Annotated in this window: 18 protein-coding genes; 7 read left to right on the forward strand and 11 right to left on the reverse strand. The window is 62.0% G+C overall.

What is annotated here, in order from left to right; translation table 11 throughout:
* Nucleotides 1-4 precede the first annotated feature (4 nt).
* Genes ASS64_RS15195 through ASS64_RS15220 form a run of 6 tightly spaced genes read left to right on the forward strand, consistent with a single transcriptional unit; the run spans nt 5 to nt 9,504 of the window.
* Nucleotides 5-1,501, forward strand: coding sequence for an efflux RND transporter periplasmic adaptor subunit (locus tag ASS64_RS15195; protein ID WP_067684650.1), 1,497 nt, complete (start codon nt 5-7; stop codon nt 1,499-1,501).
* Nucleotides 1,498-4,656: an efflux RND transporter permease subunit gene (locus ASS64_RS15200; protein ID WP_067696352.1), complete on the forward strand. Its 3,159-nt coding sequence runs from the start codon at nt 1,498-1,500 to the stop codon at nt 4,654-4,656. Before ASS64_RS15195 ends, ASS64_RS15200 begins: the two co-directional genes overlap by 4 nt.
* Nucleotides 4,644-5,030 (forward strand): copper-binding protein, encoded by a 387-nt coding sequence (locus ASS64_RS15205; protein WP_066761550.1) that lies wholly within the window; start codon nt 4,644-4,646, stop codon nt 5,028-5,030. The genes ASS64_RS15200 and ASS64_RS15205 overlap by 13 nt, the downstream gene beginning before the upstream one ends.
* Nucleotides 5,031-5,088: 58 nt before the next feature.
* Nucleotides 5,089-6,630 carry a multicopper oxidase family protein gene (locus ASS64_RS15210; protein WP_066761549.1) on the forward strand — a complete coding sequence of 514 codons (1,542 nt, stop codon included), beginning with the start codon at nt 5,089-5,091 and terminating at the stop codon, nt 6,628-6,630.
* Between the two features lie 13 nt (nt 6,631-6,643).
* Nucleotides 6,644-8,983, forward strand: a complete 2,340-nt coding sequence (locus tag ASS64_RS15215; protein WP_067679242.1) for a heavy metal translocating P-type ATPase — start codon at nt 6,644-6,646, stop codon at nt 8,981-8,983.
* A 44-nt stretch (nt 8,984-9,027) separates the two neighbouring features.
* Nucleotides 9,028-9,504 carry a hypothetical protein gene (locus ASS64_RS15220; RefSeq protein WP_067696355.1) on the forward strand — a complete coding sequence of 159 codons (477 nt, stop codon included), beginning with the start codon at nt 9,028-9,030 and terminating at the stop codon, nt 9,502-9,504.
* 17 nt (nt 9,505-9,521) lie between these two features.
* Here ASS64_RS15220 and ASS64_RS15225 read toward each other — a convergent pair whose 3' ends face one another.
* Together ASS64_RS15225 and ASS64_RS15230 are read right to left on the reverse strand one after the other, a co-directional pair.
* Nucleotides 9,522-11,474 carry a cytochrome c/FTR1 family iron permease gene (locus ASS64_RS15225; protein ID WP_067696358.1) on the reverse strand — a complete coding sequence of 651 codons (1,953 nt, stop codon included), beginning with the start codon at nt 11,472-11,474 and terminating at the stop codon, nt 9,522-9,524.
* Nucleotides 11,475-11,570: 96 nt separating this feature from the next.
* Nucleotides 11,571-12,188 carry a cation transporter gene (locus tag ASS64_RS15230; protein ID WP_008603825.1) on the reverse strand — a complete coding sequence of 206 codons (618 nt, stop codon included), beginning with the start codon at nt 12,186-12,188 and terminating at the stop codon, nt 11,571-11,573.
* Between the two features lie 75 nt (nt 12,189-12,263).
* Here ASS64_RS15230 and ASS64_RS15235 point away from each other — a divergent pair, with 75 nt between their 5' ends.
* Nucleotides 12,264-12,662, forward strand: a complete 399-nt coding sequence (locus ASS64_RS15235) for a helix-turn-helix domain-containing protein (RefSeq protein WP_008603824.1) — start codon at nt 12,264-12,266, stop codon at nt 12,660-12,662.
* Nucleotides 12,663-12,798: 136 nt separating this feature from the next.
* Here the strand turns inward: ASS64_RS15235 and ASS64_RS15240 are convergent, their stop codons facing one another.
* From ASS64_RS15240 to ASS64_RS15280, 9 genes are all read right to left on the reverse strand, one after another.
* Nucleotides 12,799-14,193, reverse strand: coding sequence for an aldehyde dehydrogenase family protein (locus ASS64_RS15240; protein ID WP_067679244.1), 1,395 nt, complete (start codon nt 14,191-14,193; stop codon nt 12,799-12,801).
* Nucleotides 14,190-15,830 carry an acetolactate synthase large subunit gene (locus tag ASS64_RS15245; protein ID WP_066761537.1) on the reverse strand — a complete coding sequence of 547 codons (1,641 nt, stop codon included), beginning with the start codon at nt 15,828-15,830 and terminating at the stop codon, nt 14,190-14,192. Before ASS64_RS15245 ends, ASS64_RS15240 begins: the two co-directional genes overlap by 4 nt.
* 92 nt (nt 15,831-15,922) lie before the next feature.
* Nucleotides 15,923-16,834: a cation diffusion facilitator family transporter gene (locus tag ASS64_RS15250; RefSeq protein WP_156501943.1), complete on the reverse strand. Its 912-nt coding sequence runs from the start codon at nt 16,832-16,834 to the stop codon at nt 15,923-15,925.
* 47 nt (nt 16,835-16,881) lie between these two features.
* Nucleotides 16,882-17,751, reverse strand: a complete 870-nt coding sequence (locus tag ASS64_RS15255; protein WP_054522853.1) for a hypothetical protein — start codon at nt 17,749-17,751, stop codon at nt 16,882-16,884.
* A complete protein-coding gene (locus ASS64_RS15260; protein ID WP_067679253.1) occupies nt 17,748-18,377 on the reverse strand; it encodes a cation transporter in 630 nt (209 codons plus the stop codon). Before ASS64_RS15260 ends, ASS64_RS15255 begins: the two co-directional genes overlap by 4 nt.
* Nucleotides 18,374-18,745, reverse strand: coding sequence for an STAS/SEC14 domain-containing protein (locus tag ASS64_RS15265; protein ID WP_067679256.1), 372 nt, complete (start codon nt 18,743-18,745; stop codon nt 18,374-18,376). Before ASS64_RS15265 ends, ASS64_RS15260 begins: the two co-directional genes overlap by 4 nt.
* 22 nt (nt 18,746-18,767) lie before the next feature.
* Entirely contained in the window at nt 18,768-22,031 is a 3,264-nt protein-coding gene (locus ASS64_RS15270) for an efflux RND transporter permease subunit (RefSeq protein ID WP_157075221.1), read from the reverse strand.
* A 37-nt stretch (nt 22,032-22,068) separates the two neighbouring features.
* Nucleotides 22,069-23,217: an efflux RND transporter periplasmic adaptor subunit gene (locus ASS64_RS15275; protein WP_067679325.1), complete on the reverse strand. Its 1,149-nt coding sequence runs from the start codon at nt 23,215-23,217 to the stop codon at nt 22,069-22,071.
* An 11-nt stretch (nt 23,218-23,228) separates the two neighbouring features.
* On the reverse strand, nt 23,229-24,482 hold the full coding sequence (locus ASS64_RS15280; protein ID WP_067696364.1) for a TolC family protein: 1,254 nt from the start codon (nt 24,480-24,482) through the stop codon (nt 23,229-23,231).
* Between the last annotated feature and the right edge of the window lie 45 nt (nt 24,483-24,527).

The following is a 24,527-nucleotide window of genomic DNA, read 5'->3' on the forward strand; positions in this document are numbered from 1 at the left end:
CGCAATGGGAGCCGCGTGGGACAGGCTGTCGCCGCGCCAGAAATCCTGGACGATGGCAGGCACGGTCGCGCTCATCAGTCTTGCCGCCGGCTATGGTCTCTCGCAGCTCGGCGAAGGCCAGGGTGGTGCAAGCGACGCGGGCGGCAGTGCGACCGAATGCGAGGAGGTCCTTTACTGGTACGACCCGATGGTGCCGGGGCAGCACTTCGACGAGCCGGGCAATTCGCCCTTCATGGATATGCAGCTGGTGCCCAAGTGCGCGGGCGAGGAGGCCACTGCAGGCGTCAGGATAGATCCCGGCCTGGTGCAGAATTTCGGCATCCGCACCACTGAAGCCGAGTACGGCGTCCTCGAGCCGGAAATAACCGTCACAGGCGTTCTGGCCTACAACGAACGCGACGTCGCGATCGTCCAGCCACGTGCCGGAGGCTATGTACAAAGAACCTACGGCCGCGCGCCCGACGATGTCGTTGGACGGGGCGCGCCGCTCGCGGATATCCTGGTTCCCGAATGGGGCGGAGCGCAGCAGGAGTATCTGGCCGTCCTGAACAGCGGTGATGAAGAACTTGCGCAGGCCATGCGCGAACGCATGCGCCTTTTGGGCATGCCTCCAGGCCTGATCTCATCGGTAGGGCGCAATGGACGTCCGCAGTCCACGATCACCGTTACCGCGCCGATTGGAGGTGCCATCACATCGCTCGGCGTGCGTCCGGGAATGACAGTCATGGCCGGACAGACGCTCGCCGAGATAACCGGTTTCTCACCGATCTGGCTCGAAGCCGCGGTGCCTGAAACGCAGGCGGCGAATGTACGCGTCGGGCAACCTGTCAGCGCGACGCTGACCGCATTCCCCGAGGAACGCTTCTCCGGACCCATTGTCGCTATCCTGCCGAGCGCGGAGGATGCAAGCCGTACGATCACCGTTCGTGCGCAACTGCCCAATGCATCCGGTCGCCTCAAGCCGGGCATGTTCGCACAGGTCTCGCTGACCCCGGACACACGCCGCGCGCTGCTGGTGCCGTCCGAAGCCGTTATCAGGACCGGACGTCGAACCATCGTGATGGTGAAGCAGGACGAGGGCGGTTTCATGCCCGCCGAGGTCCGGATCGGCCGCGAAGCGGGTGGCAGGACCGAGGTTCTGGCCGGTCTGTCGGCCGGCGAACAGGTCGTGACATCGGGTCAGTTCCTGCTCGATTCCGAAGCAAGCCTTACCGGACTCGACGTCCGTCCGGTCGATCAGGCAGATGACGCTTCCACCGGCGGCGAGGACGAACCAGCGACCTTCGGTGCCACCGGCACGATCCAGTCGATCGCCAATGGTTCGGTGACGCTGCGGCATGGTCCTGTGCCCCGGCTCGATTGGCCCGCGATGACCATGACCTTCCGCACGAAGAGCGCGGCGCAAATGCGCGGGCTCGAGACGGGAGACAGGGTGCGCTTCACCTTCACCCAGCAGGATGCCGGCCCCCGGATCGAGTCTATCACGAGGGCCGGACAATGATTGCTCGGATAATTGATGCCTCGATCGCCAACCGCCTGTTTATCGTTCTCGCCGCCGTCGCGGTAACGCTGGCCGGTTTCTGGGCGGTGCGCACGACGCCGGTCGACGCGTTGCCCGATCTGTCCGATGTGCAGGTTGTGGTCCGGTCAAACTATCCGGGGCAGGCCCCCCGGATCGTCGAGGACCAAGTCACCTACCCCCTGGCAACGACCATGCTTTCGGTGCCGGGGGCGAAAACCGTCCGCGGCTACTCGATGTTCGGCGACAGCTATGTCTATATCATCTTCGAGGACGGTACCGACCTCTACTGGGCGCGATCGCGTGTGCTCGAATATCTCAACCAGGTGCAGGTCCGCCTGCCCGATGGCGTGACGAGCACGCTCGGCCCCGATGCCACCGGGGTAGGGTGGATCTACGAATATGCGCTGATCGATCGCAGCGGCGGACACGACCTTGCCGGACTGCGCAGCCTGCAGGACTGGTTCCTGCGCTACGAGCTCAAGACAATCCCCGGCATTGCCGAGGTCGCCAGCGTCGGAGGAATGGTCAAGCAATACCAGGTCGTGCTCGAGCCTTACCGGATGGCCTCGCTCGGCGTGACTCACGCCGAGATCGTGAGCGCAATCCAGTCCGCCAACCAGGAAGCGGGCGGCTCGATCGTCGAGATGGGCGAAGCCGAATATATGGTCCGTGCCTCGGGTTATCTCGGCGACCTCGACGATTTCAGGGCGATCCCGCTGCGCGCGGTGAGCGGCGGCGTTCCGGTCACGCTGGGCGACGTAGCGACGATCCAGGTCGGCCCCGAACTGCGCCGAGGCATCGCCGAGCTCAATGGCGAAGGCGAGGTTGCCGGCGGCATCATCGTCCTGCGCCAGGGTGCGGATGCAAGAAGCGCAATACAGGCCGTCGAACAGAAACTCGACGACTTGCAGGCAAGCCTTCCCGAAGGCGTCGAGATCGTCACGACCTACGATCGCTCTCAGCTCATCGATGCGTCTATAGAGAACCTCACCACGAAGCTCATCGAAGAGTTTATCGTCGTGGCGCTCGTATGCGCGCTGTTCCTCTGGCACGCGCGCTCGGCACTTGTCGCCATCATCACCCTGCCTTTGGGCGTGCTCGCGGCCTTCATCGTGATGCGCATCCAGGGCGTCAATGCCAACATCATGTCGCTGGGTGGAATAGCCATCGCGGTCGGTGCGATGGTCGATGCCGCCGTCGTCATGATTGAGAACGCGCACAAGCATCTCGAGCGATGGGAACACGAGAATCCCGATACCGTGCTCGCGGTGAAGGAACGCTGGCGGATCATCGCCGATGCATCGAAGGAAGTGGGACCGGCGTTGTTCTTCAGTCTGCTGATCATTACGCTGTCGTTCCTACCGGTCTTCACCCTGCAGGCGCAGGAAGGGCGGTTGTTCGCTCCGCTCGCTTTCACCAAGACCTATGCCATGGCGGCCGCGGCCATTCTGTCGGTAACGCTGGTGCCGGTAATGATGGGATGGCTGATCCGTGGGAAGATCCCTTCGGAGGATTCCAATTTTCTCAACCGCTGGCTGACGAAAATCTATCGTCCGGGGCTCGACTGGGTCATGCGGCGCCCAAAGGCAACGCTGGTGATCGCGGCGCTGATCTTCCTGACCACCGCGATCCCCTTCACCCGGCTTGGCGGCGAGTTCCTCCCGCCGCTCGATGAAGGCGATTTGCTTTATATGCCGAGCGCGCTGCCCGGCCTCTCCCCCGGCGAGGCTTCGGCGCTGCTGCAGCGCACCGATCGCCTGATCAAGTCGGTCCCCGAGGTGGAAACGGTGTTCGGCAAGGCGGGGCGCGCCGATACAGCGACGGATCCGGCTCCCCTGACGATGTTCGAAACGACGATCCGCTTCAAGCCGCGCGAGGAGTGGCGCGAGGGAATGACGCCCGATCTGCTGGTCGAGGAACTTGACCGGGTCGTCCAGGTGCCGGGCCTCGCCAATGTCTGGGTGCCGCCGATCCGCAACCGGATCGACATGCTCGCGACCGGGATCAAGAGCCCGATCGGGGTCAAGGTTTCAGGCGACGATCTCGATCAACTCGAACGCGTTGCACTCGATGTGGAGCGTATCGCCAAGACCGTGCCTGGCGTGAGTTCCGCCCTGGCCGAGCGGCTGTCGGGCGGTCGGTATGTCGATGTCGATATCGACCGGATGGCGGCCGCGCGATACGGGCTCAACATTGCCGACATCCAGCAGATCGTCTCTGGTGCAGTTGGCGGTGCCAATGTCGCACGGACCGTCGAGGGGCTGGCGCGCTATCCGATCAATGTGCGCTATCCCCGCGAAATCAGGGACAGCGTCGAGGAACTCAGGGCCTTGCCGGTTCTGACGCCGTCCGGCCAACAGATCACGCTTGGCACTGTCGCCCGTATCGCCGTCAGCGACGGTCCGCCCATGCTCAAGAGCGAACAGGGCCGACTGACCAGCTACATCTACGTCGACGTCCGGGGCCGCGATCTTACCTCGGTGGTCGCCGATCTGCAGGAGGTCGTCGCCGCGGGTGTCGATCTTCCTGCCGGCGTCAGCCTGTCCTATGCGGGCCAGTTCGAATATCTGACGCGCGCATATGAGCGACTGAAGGTCGTGGTTCCCGCGACGCTCGCGATCATCTTCCTGCTGCTATATCTCATTTTCCGGCGCTGGGACGAAGCCTTGCTGATCATGGGCACGCTGCCCTTCGCGCTGACGGGCGGATACTGGTTGCTCTATCTGATGGGCTACAACCAGTCGGTGGCGACTGCGGTCGGTTTCATCGCGCTTGCCGGCGTCTCCGCCGAATTCGGTGTGGTGATGCTGATCTACCTGAAAGCCGCACTGGAGCGGCGGCGCGGTGATCTGAGCGCCGAAGAAGTAGACGAGGCCATCCGGGAAGGCGCGCTCCTGCGCGTGCGGCCCAAGGCGATGACCGTCGCAGTCATCCTTGCCGGTCTCTTTCCGATCCTGATCGGCACGGGCGCGGGCTCGGAAGTCATGAGCCGCATCGCCGCGCCGATGGTCGGCGGCATGATCACCGCCCCGCTCCTGTCCATGTTCCTGCTTCCCGCCGCTTATCTGTTGTTGCGGCGCCCCCGTCCGGAAAAACCGGCCAATTCTCAAGGAGAAGAAGAATGCGTACCCTAACCTACATAATCCTGCTCGCGGCACCGCTGGCGCTTGCAGCCTGCGATGCTGCGGACGATACCTCCGAGACCATGATGCCTGACGAAATGGCGAACTCGGACAGTATGCCCATGTCAGGCGAAATGCCGATGGCGGAGGAGACCGGCGGCGAGCAGAGCGCCAGCGCGGAGGGAACGGTTACAGCCATCGATCCCGAGGCGGGCACCGTGACCATCGAGCATAGTCCGGTCGAAAGTATCGGATGGCCGGCAATGACCATGGCCTTCGAAGCCGACGCGCAGATCCTCGAACAGGTCAGTATCGGTGAGGGAATAGCCTTCGAATTTCGTACTGGAACCGAAGGCAGTGTCGTTACCTCGGTGACGCCGCGATAGAAAAATAAGTGGGAGGTGCTCGGTCGCGCCGGCGCCTCCCACGCCAAAGCAGGTGAATATGCCAGGTATCGACAGGCCCAACTTTCAGGATCGCCGCGACTTCATGAAGAGCGTCGGCCTCGCGGCGACGAGTTTCGCGGTGCTGCCGCTAGTGGGTTGCGACACGCAAAGTAGGATGTCGCTCGATCGATCAGGCGCTAGCAATCCCCTCGCCATACCTGAGCTACAGGCAGGAACCATCGAACGGGGGGAGCGTGTCTTTCGCCTGTCCCTGACATCGGGCGAGAAAGACTTCGTGCCTGGCACTCCGTCTCCGACAATCGGTATCGACGCATCCTATCTCGGACCGACCCTCGAAATGCGTCGCGGCGAACAGGTTCGATTTCACATCGACAACAAGCTTGCCGAAGATGCGACCGTCCACTGGCATGGCTTCGAACTTCCCGCCACCGCGGATGGCGGGCCGCACCAGCTCGTGCGGCCCGGCGAGCGCTGGAGCCCGTCCTTCGAAATACGCCAGCGCGCGTCGCTATACTGGTATCATTCGCATTTACATCAGCGGGCGGGACCACAGGTCTATGCCGGTCTCGCAGCCCCGATCTACGTGCGCGACGAGGAAGAGGATCGCCTCGATCTGCCGAGCCGGTACGGTGTGGATGACATACCGCTCATCGTGCAGGATCGCGTGATCGACAGCTCGGGCCGCCTCGTTTACCCGCTCAACATGCACTCGCGGATGATGGGAGTGCTGGGCGAGCACATCTATGTGAACGGAACGGCCAATGCCGTTTTCGACGGCGCCGCCGGCCCGCTGCGCCTGCGGCTTCTCAATGGATCGAATGCGCGGTTCTACACCTTCTCGCTCGAAGGTGATCGTCCGATGCAACTCATCGCAAGCGATGGCGGCCTGCTTGCCGCACCCCGGAAGGTTCGAAGTCTTACCCTTGCCCCAGGCGAACGCGCACAAGTGATCGTCGACCTTTCCGAAGGGCGCCCGCTGCGCCTGAATGCCAGCAGTCCTGATAACGCCATGGGAATGATGGCCGGAGAAGGCGGGGGTATGATGGACGGCGGAATGATGGGAAACCGGACCGGTCGCGAGAGGCAGGGCCGCACCTTTTCGATCCTCGATATGCGTCCCTCCGGCGCGTCGACTTCAGTTATGCTTCCGCCCACCCTGGCCGCGCTTGCCGCGCCGGACCCCTCGCTCGCCGTTCGCAGCCGCCGTTTCGTGCTCGATATGGGCATGATGGGTCGAGGCATGTCGATCAACGGCGAGACCATGGACATGGACGTCATCAATCAACGCGTACCGGTGGGTCAGTGGGAAATATGGGAAATCGCTAACGCTTCGATGATGGCGCATCCCTTTCATATTCATAACGTGCAGTTCCGCTTGCTCGACCGGGACGGTCGGCCTCCGCGGGCGGAAGAGGCGGGCTTCAAGGACACCGTTATCGTCAACCCGCGTGAACAGGTCAGGCTGCTGTTGCGGTTTGAAGAGAATACCGATCCCGACAATCCCTACATGTATCACTGTCATATCCTCGAGCACGAGGACGCAGGCATGATGGGGCAGTTCGTGGTCACGGCCAATTAGGGGAGAACGACAGATGAGCGATGGGCACAATGCAATCGAGGGTACGGCGACCGACCCCGTTTGCGGAATGAGCGTGAAGATGGACGGCGCCCGCTTCATCGATCGACACGAGGGTGGCGACCATTACTTCTGCTCCTCGCGCTGCCTCGACAAGTTCCGCGCGGATCCGGAGATGTATCTTTCGAAGGCGCACCTCGATGCTGTCGAGGATGTCCCGGAAGGTACGATATACACCTGTCCGATGCATCCGGAGATCCGGCAGCCGGGGCCGGGCTCCTGCCCGATATGCGGGATGGCCCTCGAACCCGAAACGGTCACCTTGAACGAGGGCCCCGATCCCGAACTCGTCGACATGCGGCGAAGGTTCTGGTGGAGCGCGCTCTTCACCCTGCCGCTCTTCGCCTATGCGATGGGCGACATGATCCCGTCGCGACCGTTCGATCAGGTCATCGAACCCGCTTTCGCGCAGTGGCTGCAGCTCCTGCTGGCCACTCCGGTGGTGCTTTGGGGCGGCTGGCCCTTCTTCACCCGGGCGCTGCAATCGGTCCGGACCATGAACCTCAACATGTTCACCCTGATCGGCTTCGGCGTCGCCATCGCTTATCTGTTCAGCCTTGTGGCAACCCTCGCCCCGGACATCTTCCCCGAGGCTTTCCGCGATCATGCGGGCCGGGTCGGCGTCTATTACGAGGCCGCAGCGGTTATCACGACCCTCGTGCTGCTCGGGCAGGTGCTCGAGCTCAAGGCGCGCGGATCGACATCGAGCGCCTTGCGAGCGCTTCTCGAACTCGCGCCCCCGACCGCGATGAAGATTTTCGGTCGCGGAGACGAGCGCGAAGTACCGCTCGATGAATTGACGTCTGGGGACCTGCTGCGCGTGCGTCCGGGCGACAAGGTCCCCGTCGATGGCACGCTCGAGGATGGAAGCAGCGCCATCGACGAGTCCATGATCAGTGGCGAACCCATTCCCGTCAAGAAAAGCGCGGGCGATCAGGTAATCGGGGGCACTGTCAACCAGACCGGCAGCTTCACCATGCGCGCGACGCAGGTCGGCGCGGACACCATGCTCTCGAAGATCGTGCAGATGGTGGCGGAGGCGCAGCGCAGCCGGGCACCGATCCAGCGGCTCGCCGACCAGGTCACCGGATGGTTCGTGCCCATCGTCGTCCTTGTCGCTATCGTGAGTTTTGTCGTCTGGGCCATCTGGGGACCGGCACCGGCCCTTGCCTACGCGCTCGTCAACGCGGTCGCCGTTCTGATCATCGCCTGTCCCTGCGCGCTCGGACTGGCGACGCCAATGTCGATCATGACCGGCACCGGCAAGGGAGCCCAGCACGGCATCCTGATCAAGAACGCCGAAGCGCTCGAAACGCTGGAAAAGATCGATACGCTGGTTGTCGACAAGACCGGCACACTGACCCGGGGCAAGCCCGATCTTGTCGACGTAAAACCGCAGTCAGATTTCGACGAGCAGGAGTTGCTGAGCCTTGTCGCTGCTGTTGAGAGAGGAAGCGAGCATCCGCTCGCCCACGCGATCGTCGAAGGGGCTCAAAGCAGGGGCGCTGCCATTCTCGACGCTTCCGATATCGAGTCCGTGACCGGCGAAGGCATCCAGGCAAATGTCGACAAGCGCCGGGTCGCGATCGGGAATGAAAAGATGATGGAGCGCATAGGGGCGCTCGAAGAAAGCTGGCGGTCCTCGGCCAATGAGGGTCGAAGCCTCGGACAGACGGTGATGTTCGTGGCCGTGGACGGGGCACCGGCAGGCCTTATCGCTGTCGCCGATCCGATCAAGGAAACCAGCCGCACCGCTATTACCGCGCTGCATGAGCGCGGCATCAAGATCGTGATGCTTACCGGCGACAGCGAAGCCACCGCGCGTGCGGTAGCAAGCCAGGTCGGTATCGACGAAGTCGAAGCGAATGTCTCGCCCGAGGACAAACATCGCAAGATCGAGCAGTTGAAGAGCGAGGGTCGCCGGGTCGCTATGGCCGGCGACGGCATAAACGACGCACCCGCGCTTGCCGCTTCGCATGTCGGCATCGCGATGGGAACGGGTACCGATGTCGCGATCGAAAGCGCGGGCGTGACATTGGTGCGCGGCGACCTCGTCGGCGTTGTTCAGGCGCTCGTCCTGTCTCGGGCCACTATGCGCAACATCAGGCAGAACCTGTTCTTTGCCTTCGCCTATAACGCGCTCGGCATTCCGGTCGCCGCAGGTGTTCTCTATCCGTGGACCGGGTTGCTTTTGAACCCGATGATCGCGGCCGCGGCGATGAGCCTGTCCTCGGTATCGGTGATCGGCAACGCCCTGCGCCTGCGCGGCCTCGCTCTTCCCAAATTCGATACCTGAGCGATGGGCACGGGAGGGAGATGGCAAGAGTGACGGATTAGACGATGCAGGATCAAAACCAAATCTCTGAGAAATCGCGCGAATGGCGCGGTGCTCATCCAGCGCTCTGGATCGCGATATTCGGAATTCTTATCGCATTCGCCTGGGAGATGCTTCAGCTTCCTTTCTACCAGTCGGGAGATCTGTCGCCTGCCGAGGCAGCACGTCGCTGCGGCCTGGCCTCGTTCGGCGATGCCGGGATCATGGTGGCCGCTTATCTCGGCGCCTCTGTCGGCAGTGGTAAAACGCCGTGGCTCGTAGACTGGCCGATCTCGCGTTTGGTCGTGTTCCTGGGAATCGGCCTGGCCATTACTGCCATGGTCGAAGTGCTGGCTGTCGGTGCCGACTGGGGGTGGTCCTATAGTGCAATCATGCCGCTTGTGCCCGGGACCAAAATCGGCCTGGTACCGATCGTGATGTGGGTCGCGGTTCCCACCGCCACCTTGTGGCTCGCGCGCCGTCTCGGCACCGGACCCCGCTGATCGCAAACCGGGATCTCCTATCCCTCGACAGCTGCCGGCTGCGGTCCCGATGGTGATCGACTTACCCGAAATCCGGCAATCAGGGCCAGCAGCGTGAGCAATTGCGCGCCGATCGTCTCGACAGTCGGGAAGAAGCCGAGTTCGGCGAGGCGCGGCAAGCCGGCGATGAAAGTGGCGGAAAGAACTCCGGCCTCCTGGAAAGCGCCCACGCCCTTGCCCGCGAGAATGACCGCAAGGATCGCAATCAGGATAGCACTGTAGCGGAAGAACTGGGTGATCGGCAGTTTGCGGCTGTAGCGCAGCATGGCCCAAGCAATGAGCGCCAGCAGCGCTACTGCCGACAAGGCACCTAACAGTATGATGCCGCTGCTCTGCGGGTTCCACAGGGCAGCGTAGAACAGGATAGTCTCGAAAGCTTCGCGGTAGACCACGACAAAGGCGAGCCCGAAGAGAAACCATGCCGATCCGCGCGAAAGCGCCTTGCCCATTTTTTCCTGGATATAGCGCCGCCACTCCTCGGCCTGGGATTTGCCGTGCATCCAGATCCCGACCGATACGAGAATGACAGCCGCAAGCAGCGCGCCGATCCCTTCGGTCATCTCGCGGCTCGCCCCGCTGATGCTTACGAAGTAGGTTGCTACGACCCAGGTGGCGACACCTGCGAAAAGAGCAGCGATCCAGCCACCATGGATATAGGGCAATACCTCGGAGCGCTGCGACTTTTTCACAAAGGCGATCATGGCGATCACAACCAGAAGTGCTTCGATCCCCTCGCGCAGCAGGATGGTGAACGCCCCGAGAAAGGTCGAGATTTCGCTGGCCGCCTCAGGAGCCAACGCTCCCTCGGCTCTGGCCAGCAGACTATCGATGCGAGCCCTTAGTTGCTGTAGTTCGGATGGATCCGCACCGGACTCTATTCCGGCCCGAAATTGCCCGAGCGCCTGTTCTACCTCGCGCATCAAACCGCCATCGCGCGTTGCAAGGAGGGCCTCCAGGGGTTCGAACCCGTCGAGATAGGCAGACAGGGCAAGCTGCCGCGCTTCTTCACGGTCGCCAGCCCGATAGGCTGACAGGCTGCGATCGAGCGTATCGCGAACGAAAGCGAGCGAACCTGTGTCATTTGCCTGTCCCACCGCATTGGGATTGGCGCGAAGATAGGCCATGACGGCGAGCGCACGGTCCTCTCCGATCTCCTCGGCCAGACTTTCCGGTGTGAGCGCGGCGAGCGTCTCGAGATCGGGGACAAGCTGGCGTATGCCATCATCTTCCCGCCAGATACGCTCGCCTTTGGCCACATCTTCAAAAGCAATGCTGCCGGCATAGAATGCAAGCGCCCAGCGATCCTCGTCGGACAGCGATGCGAAGCTGGCCATGGACGTTCCTTCAAGCCCCTGCGTGATGACCTGGTAAAGCCCGAACGCACTGCGCTGCCGTGCCCGGTCGATATCGGTAAAGTCTATCGGCGGGGGATCGAGCGCCTGCATTGCGGCCGGTGGCGCACTTCCGGCGGCGCCGTGACACGAGGCGCAGTTCTGCGCGAAGAGAGTGCGGGCGCGGACAAGGTCGGGCGCCTGCGAAGGGGCGAGCGGAACCGGGTAGGCTGTCAGCAACGAGGCTGCCAGCGCGCGCGCGAAGCGCCCAACTTGCTCGGCAGGTTCCTTGTGGGCGATCAGAGCTCGCAGCTGGTCCGATCGGCGGATGAGTGCTTGATTGTCTTTAGTGTCCGGAAATGCAGCGACCTGCCGCGCCACGACATCGGAAAACTCCACCATTTCGCGATATTCGAATTCGTCGGCAACACGTCCCTCGGAAACCGCGGAGGCGTAGTCGACCGCGATATAATCGAGCAGACGCCAGGTGGTTCGCACATCGGGTTCTTCCGCGTTCGCGGTGACGGACAGACACAGCGCAAGCGCCAGCAGAATGAGCCGCAGTGCCGGATGGACGGTGGCGGAGACGATGCGATGCATGAGGGGTCTCTATATCTGTTGCAATTAATTCGCAATAGCAGAGTCTAGACGGAAACGTATTTCCCTCAATCCGCAATCGCGGGCATATTCTGTAGTTTAGGTAGAGCGCAGTTCGCCACGTGCCTGTTTGAAGACTTCGGCACTTCCCCACACCGCCAGTCCTGCCATGATGCTCGCCACAACCAGATCGGGCCACGCACGGCCGGTGCCGAAAACGCCAATCGCTGCCGCCAGCACGGCGATATTACCGATCGCGTCGTTGCGCGAACAGATCCACACCGAGCGCATGTTCGCATCGCCCGAGCGATACCGGAACAGCATCGCGGCGACGGCGAGATTTACCGCCAAAGCAAGAGAACCGATGGCGCCCATCGTTCCCGGGTCGGGCGACGCCCCGACAAAAAAACCCCAGATGGCCGAGCCGAGCACCCACAGGCCGAAAGCCAGCATGGTCGCCGCCTTTACGAGAGCCGCACGCGCGCGCCAGACGAGCGCCATGCCCGCTACGCCGAGACTGATAGCATAGTTTGCCGCATCACCGAGAAAGTCGAGCGCGTCGGCCTGCAAGGCGCGCGAATCCGCAGCAATGCCTGCCACGATCTCCACACCGAACATGATTGCATTAAGGCCCAGCGCGATCCACAGAATGCGCCGCCATGTCGGATCGTTGTTGTTTGCACCGCCCTCATCGGGACCGCAGCAGGTCTTTCCCATTTACTCGACTCCTTGCGTCGATCCGCCCTATGCACCTTGTAGTAACTACAAGGTCAAGCCGCAGGAGCCTTTGTCATGAGAATTGGTCAACTTGCCCGGATAACCGGCGTCAAATCCGAAACAATCCGCTTCTACGAGCGCGAAGGTATCCTCGCTGCCCCTCCGCGCACGAAGGCCAATTATCGCGACTATGGACCTGCAGAGGAAGCGCGCCTTAACTTCATACGGCGCGCGCGTGATCTCGGCTTCTCGATGGCACGCATCAGGGAATTGCTCGATCTCTCCGATGATGCCGACCGGTCCTGCGCGGGCATTGACGCTCTGGCCAGAAGCCATCTCGGCGAAGTCGAGCGCAAGATCGCCAGCCTGGAGGCGTTGCGGACGGAGCTTGGGCGCATGATCGCTGCCTGCGAGCAAGACACGGTAGGCGATTGTCGCATCATCGATGCACTTGCCGGTACCACCGAGCCTTGATGCCCGCGCCTCGTGCGCCAGTTCGGTCAGGCTCGCCGATGCACGGCTTTTGTCCGCCGCCCCTAAGAGACTTAACTTCGGGAAGGCCGACGAGTGCGAAGCTGCCCGTGTCGCCATCCCGGGTCTGTCGAACGGGTTATGATGCTGCTGTCGGCCAGTTCCAGACGGCCATTTTTTCAATGCTCATATCCTCCATCGTGTAGGCGATCCCGCCGACGCCAAGCCCGGAGCGGCGCAGCCCTGCAAAAGGCATCCAGTCGACGCGGAATGCCGTATGGTCGTTCACCATCACCGCCGATCCCGTCAGAGACCTGATGCAATGATTGGCGATTGACAGCCGATCGCTGAATACAGCGGCCTGAAAGGCGTAAGGCAGGGCATTGGCCTGCTCGATAGCCAGGTCGATATCGTCATAGCCATACACGCAGATCACGGGGCCGAAGATTTCTTCCTGGGATACCTTGGCGCTTTCCGGAGGATCAACAATGACGGTCGGGGAGAAAAGAGTGTCACTCAGACGGCTTCCCCCGCACACCAGGGTGCCTCCTGCTGCGATGGCTTCATCGACCCAGCGTTCGACGCGGTCAACTTCCTCCGTTCGGATCAGGGGTCCGCATTGGGTCTCAGCATCGGCGGGATCGCCCACGACCAGCTTTTCGGCAGCTCGCCCTAGGTCATTGGCGAAGTCTTTCAATTCTGCAGCAGGGACGAATACGCGCTGCACGGAAACGCAGACCTGACCCGAATGATAGAACCCGCCTTTTAGCAACGAGGCGATCACTGCTGCGCGCTCCACGCCGCTGTCCACGATTACCGGCGCCGCACCGCCGTGCTCGAGAGCAATGCGGGTTCCCGGCGCCAGCTTCGAGCGAAGCATCCAGCCGATTTTCGCAGAACCGATGAATGAGAAGAACGCCGTGCGCGGATCGGTTACCATTCTTTCGGCGACATTGTTGCTGCACGGAGCGAACCGGCACCAGGCCCCGGGCAGGCCGGCTTCATGGAGAATGCCCACGAAGCTCTGGCATGAAAGAGGCGTTTCCAGCGCAGGCTTGATGAGAACGGGGCACCCGGCTGCTACCGCCGGTCCAACCTGATGGACGATTAGGTTGAGCGGGTGATTGAATGCCGAGATCGCCACGACAGGACCGATCGGCTCGCGGAAGGTATTTGCCGTCCTTCCCGCACCCGCTTCTGTCAGGTCCATGGGGATCTCGTGACCGCCGCCATCGCTGAGCGCCTGAACGCACAAGTCGACGCTGTTGATCGCGCGACCGGCTTCCACGCGCGCATCGACCAGGGGTTTGCCGCCCTCCCTGACGATCTGGAGAGCCAGATCCTCGGCTCGTTCGCGCATGATATCCGCAGCCCGCCGGAGGATGGCGACACGCTCGTGCACGGCAAGCCAGCCATGGCGGTCGCGGTGGAGCAACTGCGCTTCATTCAGCCATTCATCGATTTGAGCCCAGCCAACAAGCGGTACTTCTGCAATCGGCGAGCGGTCGAAAGGATTGTGAACGATCGTTTTCATAGCTCACACACCTTTGCGCCGAGTTCATCAATCAGCACCTTCTTGTTTTCGGAATAGTCGACGGGCAGATCGACAAGGTGCACGCCGCCAGCCTCGAATGCGGCGTTCAGGACCGAAACCAGATCCGCACTTCGCTCGACACGGTGGCCGGTCGCTCCATAGCTTTGTGCGTAGGTGACAAAGTCGGGATTGGAAAAGGTCAGGCCGTAGTCCGGAAAGCCAAGCTGGTCCTGCTTCCAGCGGATCATCCCGTATGCTGCATCATTCAGAACGAGAACGACAAGGTTCAGTCCAAGCCTGACGGCCGTTTCCAGTTCCTGCGAGTTCATCATGAACCCGCCATCGCCGCATACCGCGAGCACTCTGCGCCCCGGCGCCAGCATCGCAGCCATCATGGCGGATGGAAGGCCAGCACCCATCGTCGCCAATGCATTGTCGAGCAGGATGGTGCCAGGCTCGTGGGCGATGTAGTTTCTGGCGAACCAGATCTTGTAGATGCCGTTGTCGAGCGCAACGATATCATCGCGCGCCATTACGCTGCGTACGTCGGCAACCACGCGCTGGGGGACCATTGGAAAACGTTCGTCGTCGCTGGTCTCGGAGATGTGCGATGCAATCTCGTGATGCAGGGCGGTATAATAGCTGCGGTCGCACTGCAGCTTGCCATCCAGGCGGTTTCCCAGCCGCTCGACCGATCCGGCGATGTCGCCGATGACCTCGAGCTGCGGGAAGTAGACCTGATCGACTTCGGCTGCCTTGTAATTGATATGGATGACGGTCTGCCCGCCCGGCTCCATGAAGAAGGGCGGCTTCTCCACCACGTCGTGACCGATATTGACGATCAGATCGGCCTTTTCGATTGCGCAGTGAACATAATCGCCCGACGATAGCGCCGCGGTGCCCAGATAGAGCTCGCTATCTTCATCGACCACGCCCTTGCCCATCTGGGTGTCGAAGAAGGGAAAGCCGGTATCAGACACGAATTTGCGCAACGCTTTCGAAGCGCGGCGGCGGTTCGCTCCGGCACCGATCAGGAGCAATGGCCGCTCAGCCGCGATGATGCGCTCGGCCGCTTCGTCGAGCGCAGCATCTCCGGCGACCGCATAACGCCTGTCATGCGGCGGTATGACCGGTTCGATCGTTTCCTCTTCAGCGATATCTTCGGGCAGTTCCAGGAGGACGGCTCCGGGTCTTTCTTCCTGCGCCAGGCGGAAACCTTCGCGAACGAGAGAGGGGATGCGGTTGCCGTTCACAATCTGGGTCGAAGCCTTGCAGAGCGGAGTGAACAGGGAAACGACATCGACGATCTGGAACTGGGCCTGTTTCGATGTCTTTATCGGCTTCTGTCCGGTAATGATGACAAGCGGAAAGGCCCCGAGCGCGGCATAGGCCGCCGGTGTGGTCAGGTTCGTCGCCCCAGGCCCGAGAGTCGCCAGGCACACACCTGCCTTGCCGGTCAGGCGGCCATAGGTCGTCGCCATGAAGCCAGCGCCCTGTTCGTGACGGGCCAGAACCAGCGTGATGGCGGAAGTTCGCAGCGATTCCAGAAGATCCAGGTTTTCTTCGCCTGGAACGGCGAAAACATATTCGACGCCCTCGGCTTCGAGTGCGGCGACCATGAGATCGGATGCTTTCATTCGTTGGTCCTCATTTTACGAGTTGCAGGGCGGTTTATGCCGTGCGCTGCCAAGCTGCTTGCCCACAGCGACCGACCCGATCGCAGCGCTTGTCAATGGTCGTGGTCATGGTCGTGGTGATGGTTCTTCTCGACCTGATGGTCCGGGATCATGTCCGGATCACACTCCGCAGCGAGACAGGCTTCGAACGTTGCATGGGCGATGGCGTGCTGCGTCTCGAGCATACCGCGAGCCCGCGCCTTCACATCCTCGAAAGCCTGCAGCGAAGATTCGGCAGGAACGATATGCGCCTCAAGCGCGCGATAATGCTCACTGATGCTCCAGACATGGACGTGATGGACGTCGGCCACGCCTTCTGTGTCACGCAGGTCGCTCACAATGCGATCGAACTCGCTTTCGTCCGGCACCGCACCCATCAAGAGCCGCACCGTGCGAGGCAACAAAGTGACGCCCTGCCAGATCACATAGGCAGCAATGACCACAGTGATGATCAGATCGGCAATATAAAGTTCGTATCGCAGAATGAGTACGCCAGCCACGATCACACCGACCGAAGCCAGCGCATCGGACACATTGTGCAGAAAGGCGGCTTTCATGTTGAGGGAGTTCTTCGAGCTGGCGTAAACCATCACCGCCGTAACCACGTCGATCACCAGCGCTATCCCGGCGACCCAGATTACGGTCCACCCCTCAACGGGTTGAGGGTCTGCGAAACGGTTGATCGCCTCGACGAGCAGATAGAAACCGATGATAAGCAAAGTCGTCAGATTGATGAGCGCCGCCACGACTTCCGCACGAGCATAGCCGAAGGTCATAAGCTTGTCGGCTGGCCGGCGCCCGATCCGCCTCGCAAACAGAGCCAGTCCAAGCGATGCCGCGTCGCTGAAATTGTGCAGCGCATCGGCGATCAGTGCGAGCGAACCCGACAATATCCCCCCGATGATCTGGGCGACAGTCAGCAGGACGTTGAGGGCGACGGCCAATACAAGGCGGCCGTCGCTCATGCTTTCTTCGCCGTGACTGTGCCCGGCATGACCGCCCGATTGTGCCACTACCTGCCTCCTTTTTCTGTTCTCTTGGTCGTCGTAACGGACTGCGCGGGGGAATGCTGGAACGTGCTGTTCGAGACATCGAGTTCGCGCGACAGTTCTCCAAGCGCCGAGATCGCGAGGCCGAGCAGCGCGAACCCTCCGACGAATGCCAGGAGCGTAATATGATTGGCGGCGACCGATCCGGTTCCCATGCGAAGCAGCGCGCGCGCCGATGCAACTATAAGAAAGCCCGGGATAATAGCCGCTAGCCAACCTCGCCCGTTGTCGGTGAATCCGTGCAGCGCCCAAAAGGTCAAGAGAGCGATCCCGATGAAAAACAGGGAAAAGAGGACAAGTAGCGCAAGCTGGTCCATCCTGCTCACTTGGGCGGATCGGTATTCATCGATCGCCTGGCGTCCTATTTCCAGGTTCGCAAAAACAAGCGCTGCAGACACCGCCATTGCTGTCGTCGCGGATGCAGCAGCGGCAGCACCCAAGATAACGCTGTAAGGCAGGATATCGGACGCCATCGACACCGAGATGCGACGTACCAGGGTTGGCCTATCGGAGCATCGCTCAGGTCCGTCATCATCCGGTCTGAGTTTTGCGTATCGACCAAGCTCGTTGAAAATCAGAAGCAGCAGGCCGCCCGCCAGCATCAAACCAGTGAGTGTCCAGCGGGTGAGAGGAGATTGTCCCAGCGGAAGAGTTAGCAAGACGGCAAGGGCGGCAAAAGCACCCGAAACGCCGCCCGGCAGGAGCGGATGCAGGAAGCTCCAACTGCCTTTTGCCAATTTGCCGCCAATCATGACCCCGATGCCTGATAGCATCGCCAGGACAAGGACCCGCGAAAGGTCCTGCGCGGCAAACAAGGTATCGATTAGCGTCAATTCCTCTTCTCGCCGTGGACGGTTCCCGCCTCGTCGTGCACATCCATATGCGTATCGCGCAGGATCTGCACTCCGCCGTAAAGCGCTATGCAGGCGACCGCTATTCCGACCACTAGGTCGGGCCAGTTGGCACCGGTAATCAGCACAACGATGCCGGCGATGATGATCCCGCCATTGGAGATGAAGTCGTTGAAGCTGAAGGTTGTCGCCGCCCGCATATTGACGTCCTTGTTCTCCACCTTCTGCAACAGGCGCAGGCAATAGAGATTCACCAGTCCCGCGACGAACGCCATCGCCATCATCAGCATGCCGCCCGGATCGGAACCTTCCACGAACCGTCGGTAAGCATCGAAAATGACCCCAGCGGAGAAGACCAGCAGCATGATGCCGGAGAAACGCGCGGCCCCGCGTTTCCAGGTCCGCGAGCGGGTTAGCGCAAGCAGGCTGAGCGCATAAACGATTGCATCCGATGAATTGTCGAGGCCGTTTGCCAACAGCGCGTTGGAATCGGCAAAATATCCGACCGCGAAGAAGCCGATCGCGATGGCGACGTTAAGCCACAGGACAACCCACAGGGTCTTGCGCTTTTCAGGCGACCGGACATCGACCTCATGTCCGCCACTCATGCTGCGTCCTCCCCGGTTTGTACCCAGCTTTCCGCATGACTACGCTGTGATGGCCGGAAAAACTTCATTTCGGCGCGGAAGAGTGAGGATGACAATTTCCAGCCCCGCTCTTCCCATTTGCTGTCGCCGATCATGGCGATCCGGCTGAAACAATCCTTATGCCGGATGTCGAACTTGAGATCGCGCCAGAGACCTCCGAAGTCCCAACCCGAAAAGTCAGGCGCGAGCTCGATCACCATCGGGACGGTACCGGCCTCGCGCTCTGCGATATGTTCGAATTGGGGAACAAAGCGGTCATAGGCTTCATCCCCCAGCCTGCCTCCGGCGCGTATCCAGAGCAGTCCGTTCTCTTCCTTCAGTGCCAGCACCGTTTTTTCCTTTCCCGATCGGTCATGCGATGTCCTTCAGCTCGCGCTGCTCATCGCTTGTCACGTTGCGCCGCAGCCGGTCCCACCAGCGCTGTCGCCAGGTCTGGTCATCTTCTCTGGTCCCGAAAACCAGCTTCAAAATTGCGGGCAAGACGAAGAGGGTGAGCGCGGTGGCCGTGATCAATCCTCCGATGACGACTGTCGCCAAGGGACGCTGCACTTCCGCGCCGGTCCCGGTCGCAATGGCCATCGGCACGAAGCCGAGCGAAGCAACGAGCGCGGTCATGAGAACCGGCCTCAGGCGCGCCAATCCACCATCGACGATGGCGTCATCGAGCGCCATGCCCCTGTCGAGCCGCTGACGGATCGCAGTCACCATCACGAGGCCATTCAAGGTCGCCACGCCCGACAGGGCGATAAAGCCTACCGCCGCAGAAACGGAGAATGGCATCCCGCGCAGGGCCAAGGAGAATATTCCGCCTGCCAGGGCCAACGGGATCGCGCTGAATACGGCGAGCGCCGGCACCCAGCCCCCAACCGCCATGTAAAGCAGCAGGAGAATGACCGCGAAAGCGATAGGAATAACGATCTGAAGTCTTTCCTGAGCGGCTTGGAGGTTCTGGTATTGACCGCCCCACTCGATAAACGCGGCAGCGGGCAGTTCGACCTGCGCCGCAACCCTTTCCTGGGCCTCTTCTACAAAAGACCCGAGGTCGCGTTCTCGCACGTTGGACGAAACGATCACCAGTCTGCGTCCCTGTTCCCGGCGAACCTCCGCGAGACCATCCACCACACGGAACTCGGCAACCGAGCGTAGCGGTATGGTTGCCCCGTTCGGGAGCAGCACCGGCAAAGCACCCAACTGGTCGAAATCGTCGCGGGTCGCGTCCGACAACCGCACAACCACATCGAAGCGGCGATCGCCTTCGAAAACGAGGCCCGCAGGCCGACCGCCCAGTGCGATCGCCACCGATTGCGCAACGTCTTCGACCTTCAGCCCGTAACGGGCAATCGCTGGCCGATCGAAGGCAATATCGAGGGTGGGGAACCCGGACACTTGCTGGACCTTGACGTCCGCGGCGCCGTCGACATCGCGCAGCACGCCCGCAACCTCGTTCGCCGCCGAGGTCATGGCGCTGAGATCGTCTCCGTAGATCTTGACGGCAACATCTCCGCGAACGCCTGCGATCAATTCGTTGAACCGCAATTCGATCGGTTGGCTGAACTCGTAAAGGTTGCCGACGAGACTGCTGAGGGCGCTCTCCATTTGCGCGACCAACTCGTCCTTGGCGAGGTCGGGATCGGGCCATTCCTCACGGGGTTTGAGGATCACATACGCATCGGAAGCGTTCGGCGGCATCGGGTCACTGGCCACTTCCGCCGTGCCCGTCCGCGAAAAGACGAGCTCGACCTGCTCAAACTGCTCGAGCCGGTCCTCGACCCGCCTTTGCATCGCGAGCGAACGTTCGAGCGATGTCGAAGGAATACGCAGCGATTGCACGGCGATGTCGCGCTCGTCCAATTGCGGTGTGAACTCGCTCCCGAGGAAGCTGAACACGAAGGCCGCAAAGGCGAAGATGCCGACGCCCATGCCGATGACCGGCCAAGGGCGGGTGATCGCCCTGCGGACCAGCGGTCCGTATCGCTCCTTGGCGATCCGGATCGGCTTGACCTCCTTTTCCGTCAGCTTCTTGTTGAGCAGGATGGCGATCATTGCCGGGACGAAGGTCAGCGACAACACGAACGCCGAGGCGAGCGCGAGCATGACCGTGATCGCCATGGGCGAGAAGGTTTTGCCTTCGACCCCGGTAAAGGTCAGAAGCGGTGCGAAGACGAGAAGTATGATCGCCTGCCCGTACACAGTCGGCTTGATCATTTCCTGCGCGGCAAGCCGCGTTTCCGTCAACCTTTCGCCCAGTGTGAGAAGCCGGCCTTCGTGTTCCTGCCGGGCCGCGAGCCTCGCGACACTGTTCTCGACGATGATGACGGCACCATCGACGATCAGGCCGAAGTCCAGCGCACCCAGGCTCATGAGATTGCCCGACACGCCGAGCCGGTTCATTCCGATCGATGCCATCAGCATGGAAAAGGGAATGACCAGCGCCGCGATGATCGCTGCCCGGATGTTGCCCAGCAGCAAGAACAGGATCGCGATCACCAGAAGCGCGCCTTCAACGAGATTCTTCTCGACGGTCGCGATCGTCGCATCGACCAGCGAAGACCGGTTGTAGACGATCTCCGCGACAATTCCTTCCGGCAGGGAGCTGCGAACTTCCTCGAGCCGTTCGGCCGCCTGGGCCGACACGGTGCGGCTGTTCTCGCCCGCGCGCATGAGCACGGTGCCCACGACCGCTTCATCGCCGTTCAGCGACGCCGCGCCCGTTCGCAGGTCGCCACCGATGCTGACCGTGGCGACGTCTCCTACGCGAATGGGGACTCCTTCGCGTGTAGAAACGACCGCCTGCTCGATATCCTCGACACTGCCGAGGCGCGCATCAACTCGGGCGAGGAGGGCTTCGCCTGCCCGCTCGACGAAATTGGCCCCTTCGGCGAGATTGGCCGCTTCCAGCGCATCGATCACTTCGTCGAACGATAAACCGTACCCGGTCAATCGCGCGGGATCGGGTTGGACAAGGTATTGCTTTTCGAAGCCGCCGATCGAGTCGACACCCGCCACACCGTCGACCGACCGCATGAGGGGGGCAACCACCCAGTCCTGGATGGTTCGCAGATAGGCAGCCTTGGCAACATCGCTGTCGAGCCGGTCGCCACGTTCGGTCACAAAGCTCCCGTCGGACTGCCAACCGACCGCTCCGCCCAGCGGTGCTTCCTTGCCGTCAGGAAACTCGTACTCGATGGTATACATGAGCACTTCGCCCAAGCCGGTCGAGATGGGTCCCATCACCGGTTCGGCACCCTCGGGTAGGGAGGCACTTATGGGCATCAGCCGTTCGTTGACCTGCTGACGCGCAAAATAGATGTCGGTCCCTTCCTCGAAAATCGCGGTCACCTGGCTGAACCCGTTGCGCGATATTGAGCGGGTCATCTCCAGACCCTCGATACCGGCAAGCCCGGTTTCAACGGGATAGGTGACCTGCGTTTCGACTTGCGAAGGCGACAGGGCTGGTGCCTCGGTGTTGATCTGCACCTGTACATTGGTGATATCGGGCACGGCATCGATGGGCAGGCGCAGCAAATTCACCACGCCATAGATTGCCACACCGAGCGTCAGTACGACCATCGCCCAGCGAAAGCGCACGGCGACGTCGAGGATCATGCCGATCAGGCCATGGCGGTGGGAGCGATCCGCGTCCTGCATGTGATCAGTGTCCATGCTCGGCCTCCTCCTTCTCGAGTTCAGCCTTCAGCAAAAAGGCATTGGCGGTGGCGATCCGCCACTGCGCTTCGAGACCGGACTCGATGACCACGCGTCCTCCCGAACGCGCACCGGTGACCACCGGACGGGCTTGAAACCCGCGGCGCGTGCGAACGAAGACCACTTCTGCGCCATCGATTGTCTGGACGGCACTTTCCGGCACCGACATGCGGCCTGTATCGACCTCACCCGAGGGGCGGATACGTGCCTGCAGGAAGGCCCCGGGTTGCAGACCGGGGATCGGTCTTGCCAGCGACAGGACCGCCGTAGCGCTGCGGCTTTCGGGATCGAGCGAGGGAGTGACAGACCGCACGCGCGCACCCACTTCCCGGTTGTCCGCGATTTCCAGCGTCGCCTCGTCGCCAGGCTGGATGCGGCTTGCTTCAGCCGACGGGAGGGCAACCTCGACCTGCATGCCGCTCGGATTCACGACCTGATAGAGTTCTTCCCCGGCATCGACGAAGGAGCCGAGAACGATAGGCGCCGAGGTCACTCGGCCTGCGAGCGGGCTCGTGACCGCAAGGGAGCGCCCGTCGCCGCTAACGCCCGCCGCGGAGACTGCCGCCTGGGCGCGCGCAAGTTCCGACTGGGCGACCTGCAGATTTGCTCGCGCGGCCTCGAGATCCTGCCGTGCGGTGACATTGGCCTCGAACAGGCGGCGCTCCCGATCGTAGGCAGCGGACAGTTCGTTGACCCTCGCGCGCGCTGCGCTCAACTGCGCTGCGAGAGCAGCCGCGTCGGCGCTCTCGATGCGGGCAATCGTCTCGCCCTGCCTCACGTAATCGCCCAGCGTTTTGCCGACACTGCGGACCACGCCCGCCGCGCGGGCATCGATGCGGGCACTTGCCGTCGGGCTTGCCGCGACGGTGGCCGGGAAGACCAGCTCGACCGCCGATCCCTGGCCGACGGTTTCGACCACTATCTGGGACGCTTCAATTTGTTCGGCGCCAAGCAGGACAAGGCCTTCGGGAAGCTCGACCTCCTCACTCGTCTCCTCGGCGATTTGGTCAGCTTCGTTATCGGGCCACAGCATGAGCGCCGCGACTACAAAGAGAATGGAAAGGCCGATCGCAACGGCCAGACGTTTACGGTTCATCGGAAAATACCTCATTGTGCACCGAGCCAGATCAGTGTCGCCGCCAGGCGACCACGATCTTCCTGAGCTTGAATCAAAGCTTCACGGATGGTGTCACGCGCTTCGGCCGCAGCCAGAACTTCGATCAGCGGAAACCTGCCGTTGCGGTAGCCAATCCGAACGAGGCGCAAGGCTTCTTCGGCTTGGGGCAAGGACGTCTCCGCGAGGGTCTCGACCCGCGCTTCGGCTGCCAGAAATTGTCCGCGGGCCTGCGTGACCTCGAGTTCGAAATCGGTGCGGGCAATTGCTTCCCGCGCCGTCGCGGCGCGAAGCCGCGCTTCGGCAGCGGCGATGTTTCCCTGGTTGCGATTACGCAATGGAAGCGGGATCGAAACCCCCACGAGAAACGCCTGGTCTCGACTTTCCTCGAACCGTCGGACTCCGGCGGATATTGCCGGATCCGGAATGCCGAGAGAGCGTTCCCGGGCGATCGCGGCATCCGCGGCCTCGCGTTCGGCACGGGCGACCTGAAGTCGTAAGGCCGAAGGTGACGCGAGCAGCGTCGCCGGAGGTTCGATCTCGGGGAACACCGAAGGCACGTCCGTAGCAGGTGTTGCCTCGCCCCAAAGCGCGGCGAGCGCGTTCCTCGCCGTACTGTCGGCAGCCAGGGCCGCTTCAAGCTCCGCGAGCGCCTCCGCAAGTGCCGCTTCGGCACGAAGCGATCGCAGAGGAGGCTCCCGCCCAACATCGACCAGTACGCCTGCGATCCTGGCAAGCTCGCGATTGCGCTCGACTATGTCCCGCGCGAGTTCCAATCGGGCTGCCGCAGCGACGGCTTCGACATAGCGTTCGCGCACCGATCGCCCGAGCTGAGCAACCGAGAGCGCTCCTGAAAGGGTCGCGATGCGCGCTTCCGCCTGGGCGGCGCGGACGCGCGCTCCCCGTTTGCCGCCCAATTCGAGCCGCTGGCTCAGGGACAAAGTATACTCGGTGGCCTGCAATCCCGAAAACGCGCCGCTCCCGGCAATGTTTTCGGCTTCGAAAGCAATTTCTGGGTTGGGCCGCAGCCGCGCCTGGTCGACTAGGGCCCGCGCCGCGTCGGCTTCGGCCCGCGGTCCGATCAGGCGCGGATTTTCTGGGGGCTCATCTGCGCTGTCGACGATGCCCGCACGAGCGAGCGCAGCTTCGAGCGTCAGAAGCTCACGCTCCTGCGCCGCCACGGTCGTGGCTTGAGCGGCGAGGAACAGCCCTCCAAGGAGGACCCCTCGCCAATGAATGGCTGACATTTTTCGAATATTCCTCTGCTGACGATCCGAACTGCGCTGCGGCAT

This window comes from Erythrobacter sp. AP23, assembly GCF_001542855.1.
Taxonomy (GTDB): Bacteria; Pseudomonadota; Alphaproteobacteria; order Sphingomonadales; family Sphingomonadaceae; genus Qipengyuania.

What these genes read in the sequence shown, in the direction of transcription:
- ASS64_RS15235 (WP_008603824.1), top strand. Translation starts at nt 12,264, where the DNA reads ATGAGAATTGGTCAACTTGCCCGGATAACCGGCGTCAAATCCGAAACA.
- ASS64_RS15245 (WP_066761537.1), bottom strand. Translation starts at nt 15,830, where the DNA reads ATGAAAGCATCCGATCTCATGGTCGCCGCACTCGAAGCCGAGGGCGTC.
- ASS64_RS15210 (WP_066761549.1), top strand. Translation starts at nt 5,089, where the DNA reads ATGCCAGGTATCGACAGGCCCAACTTTCAGGATCGCCGCGACTTCATG.
- ASS64_RS15260 (WP_067679253.1), bottom strand. Translation starts at nt 18,377, where the DNA reads ATGAGTGGCGGACATGAGGTCGATGTCCGGTCGCCTGAAAAGCGCAAG.
- ASS64_RS15200 (WP_067696352.1), top strand. Translation starts at nt 1,498, where the DNA reads ATGATTGCTCGGATAATTGATGCCTCGATCGCCAACCGCCTGTTTATC.
- ASS64_RS15230 (WP_008603825.1), bottom strand. Translation starts at nt 12,188, where the DNA reads ATGGGAAAGACCTGCTGCGGTCCCGATGAGGGCGGTGCAAACAACAAC.
- ASS64_RS15195 (WP_067684650.1), top strand. Translation starts at nt 5, where the DNA reads ATGGGAGCCGCGTGGGACAGGCTGTCGCCGCGCCAGAAATCCTGGACG.
- ASS64_RS15240 (WP_067679244.1), bottom strand. Translation starts at nt 14,193, where the DNA reads ATGAAAACGATCGTTCACAATCCTTTCGACCGCTCGCCGATTGCAGAA.
- ASS64_RS15215 (WP_067679242.1), top strand. Translation starts at nt 6,644, where the DNA reads ATGAGCGATGGGCACAATGCAATCGAGGGTACGGCGACCGACCCCGTT.
- ASS64_RS15220 (WP_067696355.1), top strand. Translation starts at nt 9,028, where the DNA reads ATGCAGGATCAAAACCAAATCTCTGAGAAATCGCGCGAATGGCGCGGT.
- ASS64_RS15275 (WP_067679325.1), bottom strand. Translation starts at nt 23,217, where the DNA reads ATGAACCGTAAACGTCTGGCCGTTGCGATCGGCCTTTCCATTCTCTTT.
- ASS64_RS15280 (WP_067696364.1), bottom strand. Translation starts at nt 24,482, where the DNA reads ATGTCAGCCATTCATTGGCGAGGGGTCCTCCTTGGAGGGCTGTTCCTC.
- ASS64_RS15225 (WP_067696358.1), bottom strand. Translation starts at nt 11,474, where the DNA reads ATGCATCGCATCGTCTCCGCCACCGTCCATCCGGCACTGCGGCTCATT.
- ASS64_RS15250 (WP_156501943.1), bottom strand. Translation starts at nt 16,834, where the DNA reads ATGAGCGACGGCCGCCTTGTATTGGCCGTCGCCCTCAACGTCCTGCTG.
- ASS64_RS15205 (WP_066761550.1), top strand. Translation starts at nt 4,644, where the DNA reads ATGCGTACCCTAACCTACATAATCCTGCTCGCGGCACCGCTGGCGCTT.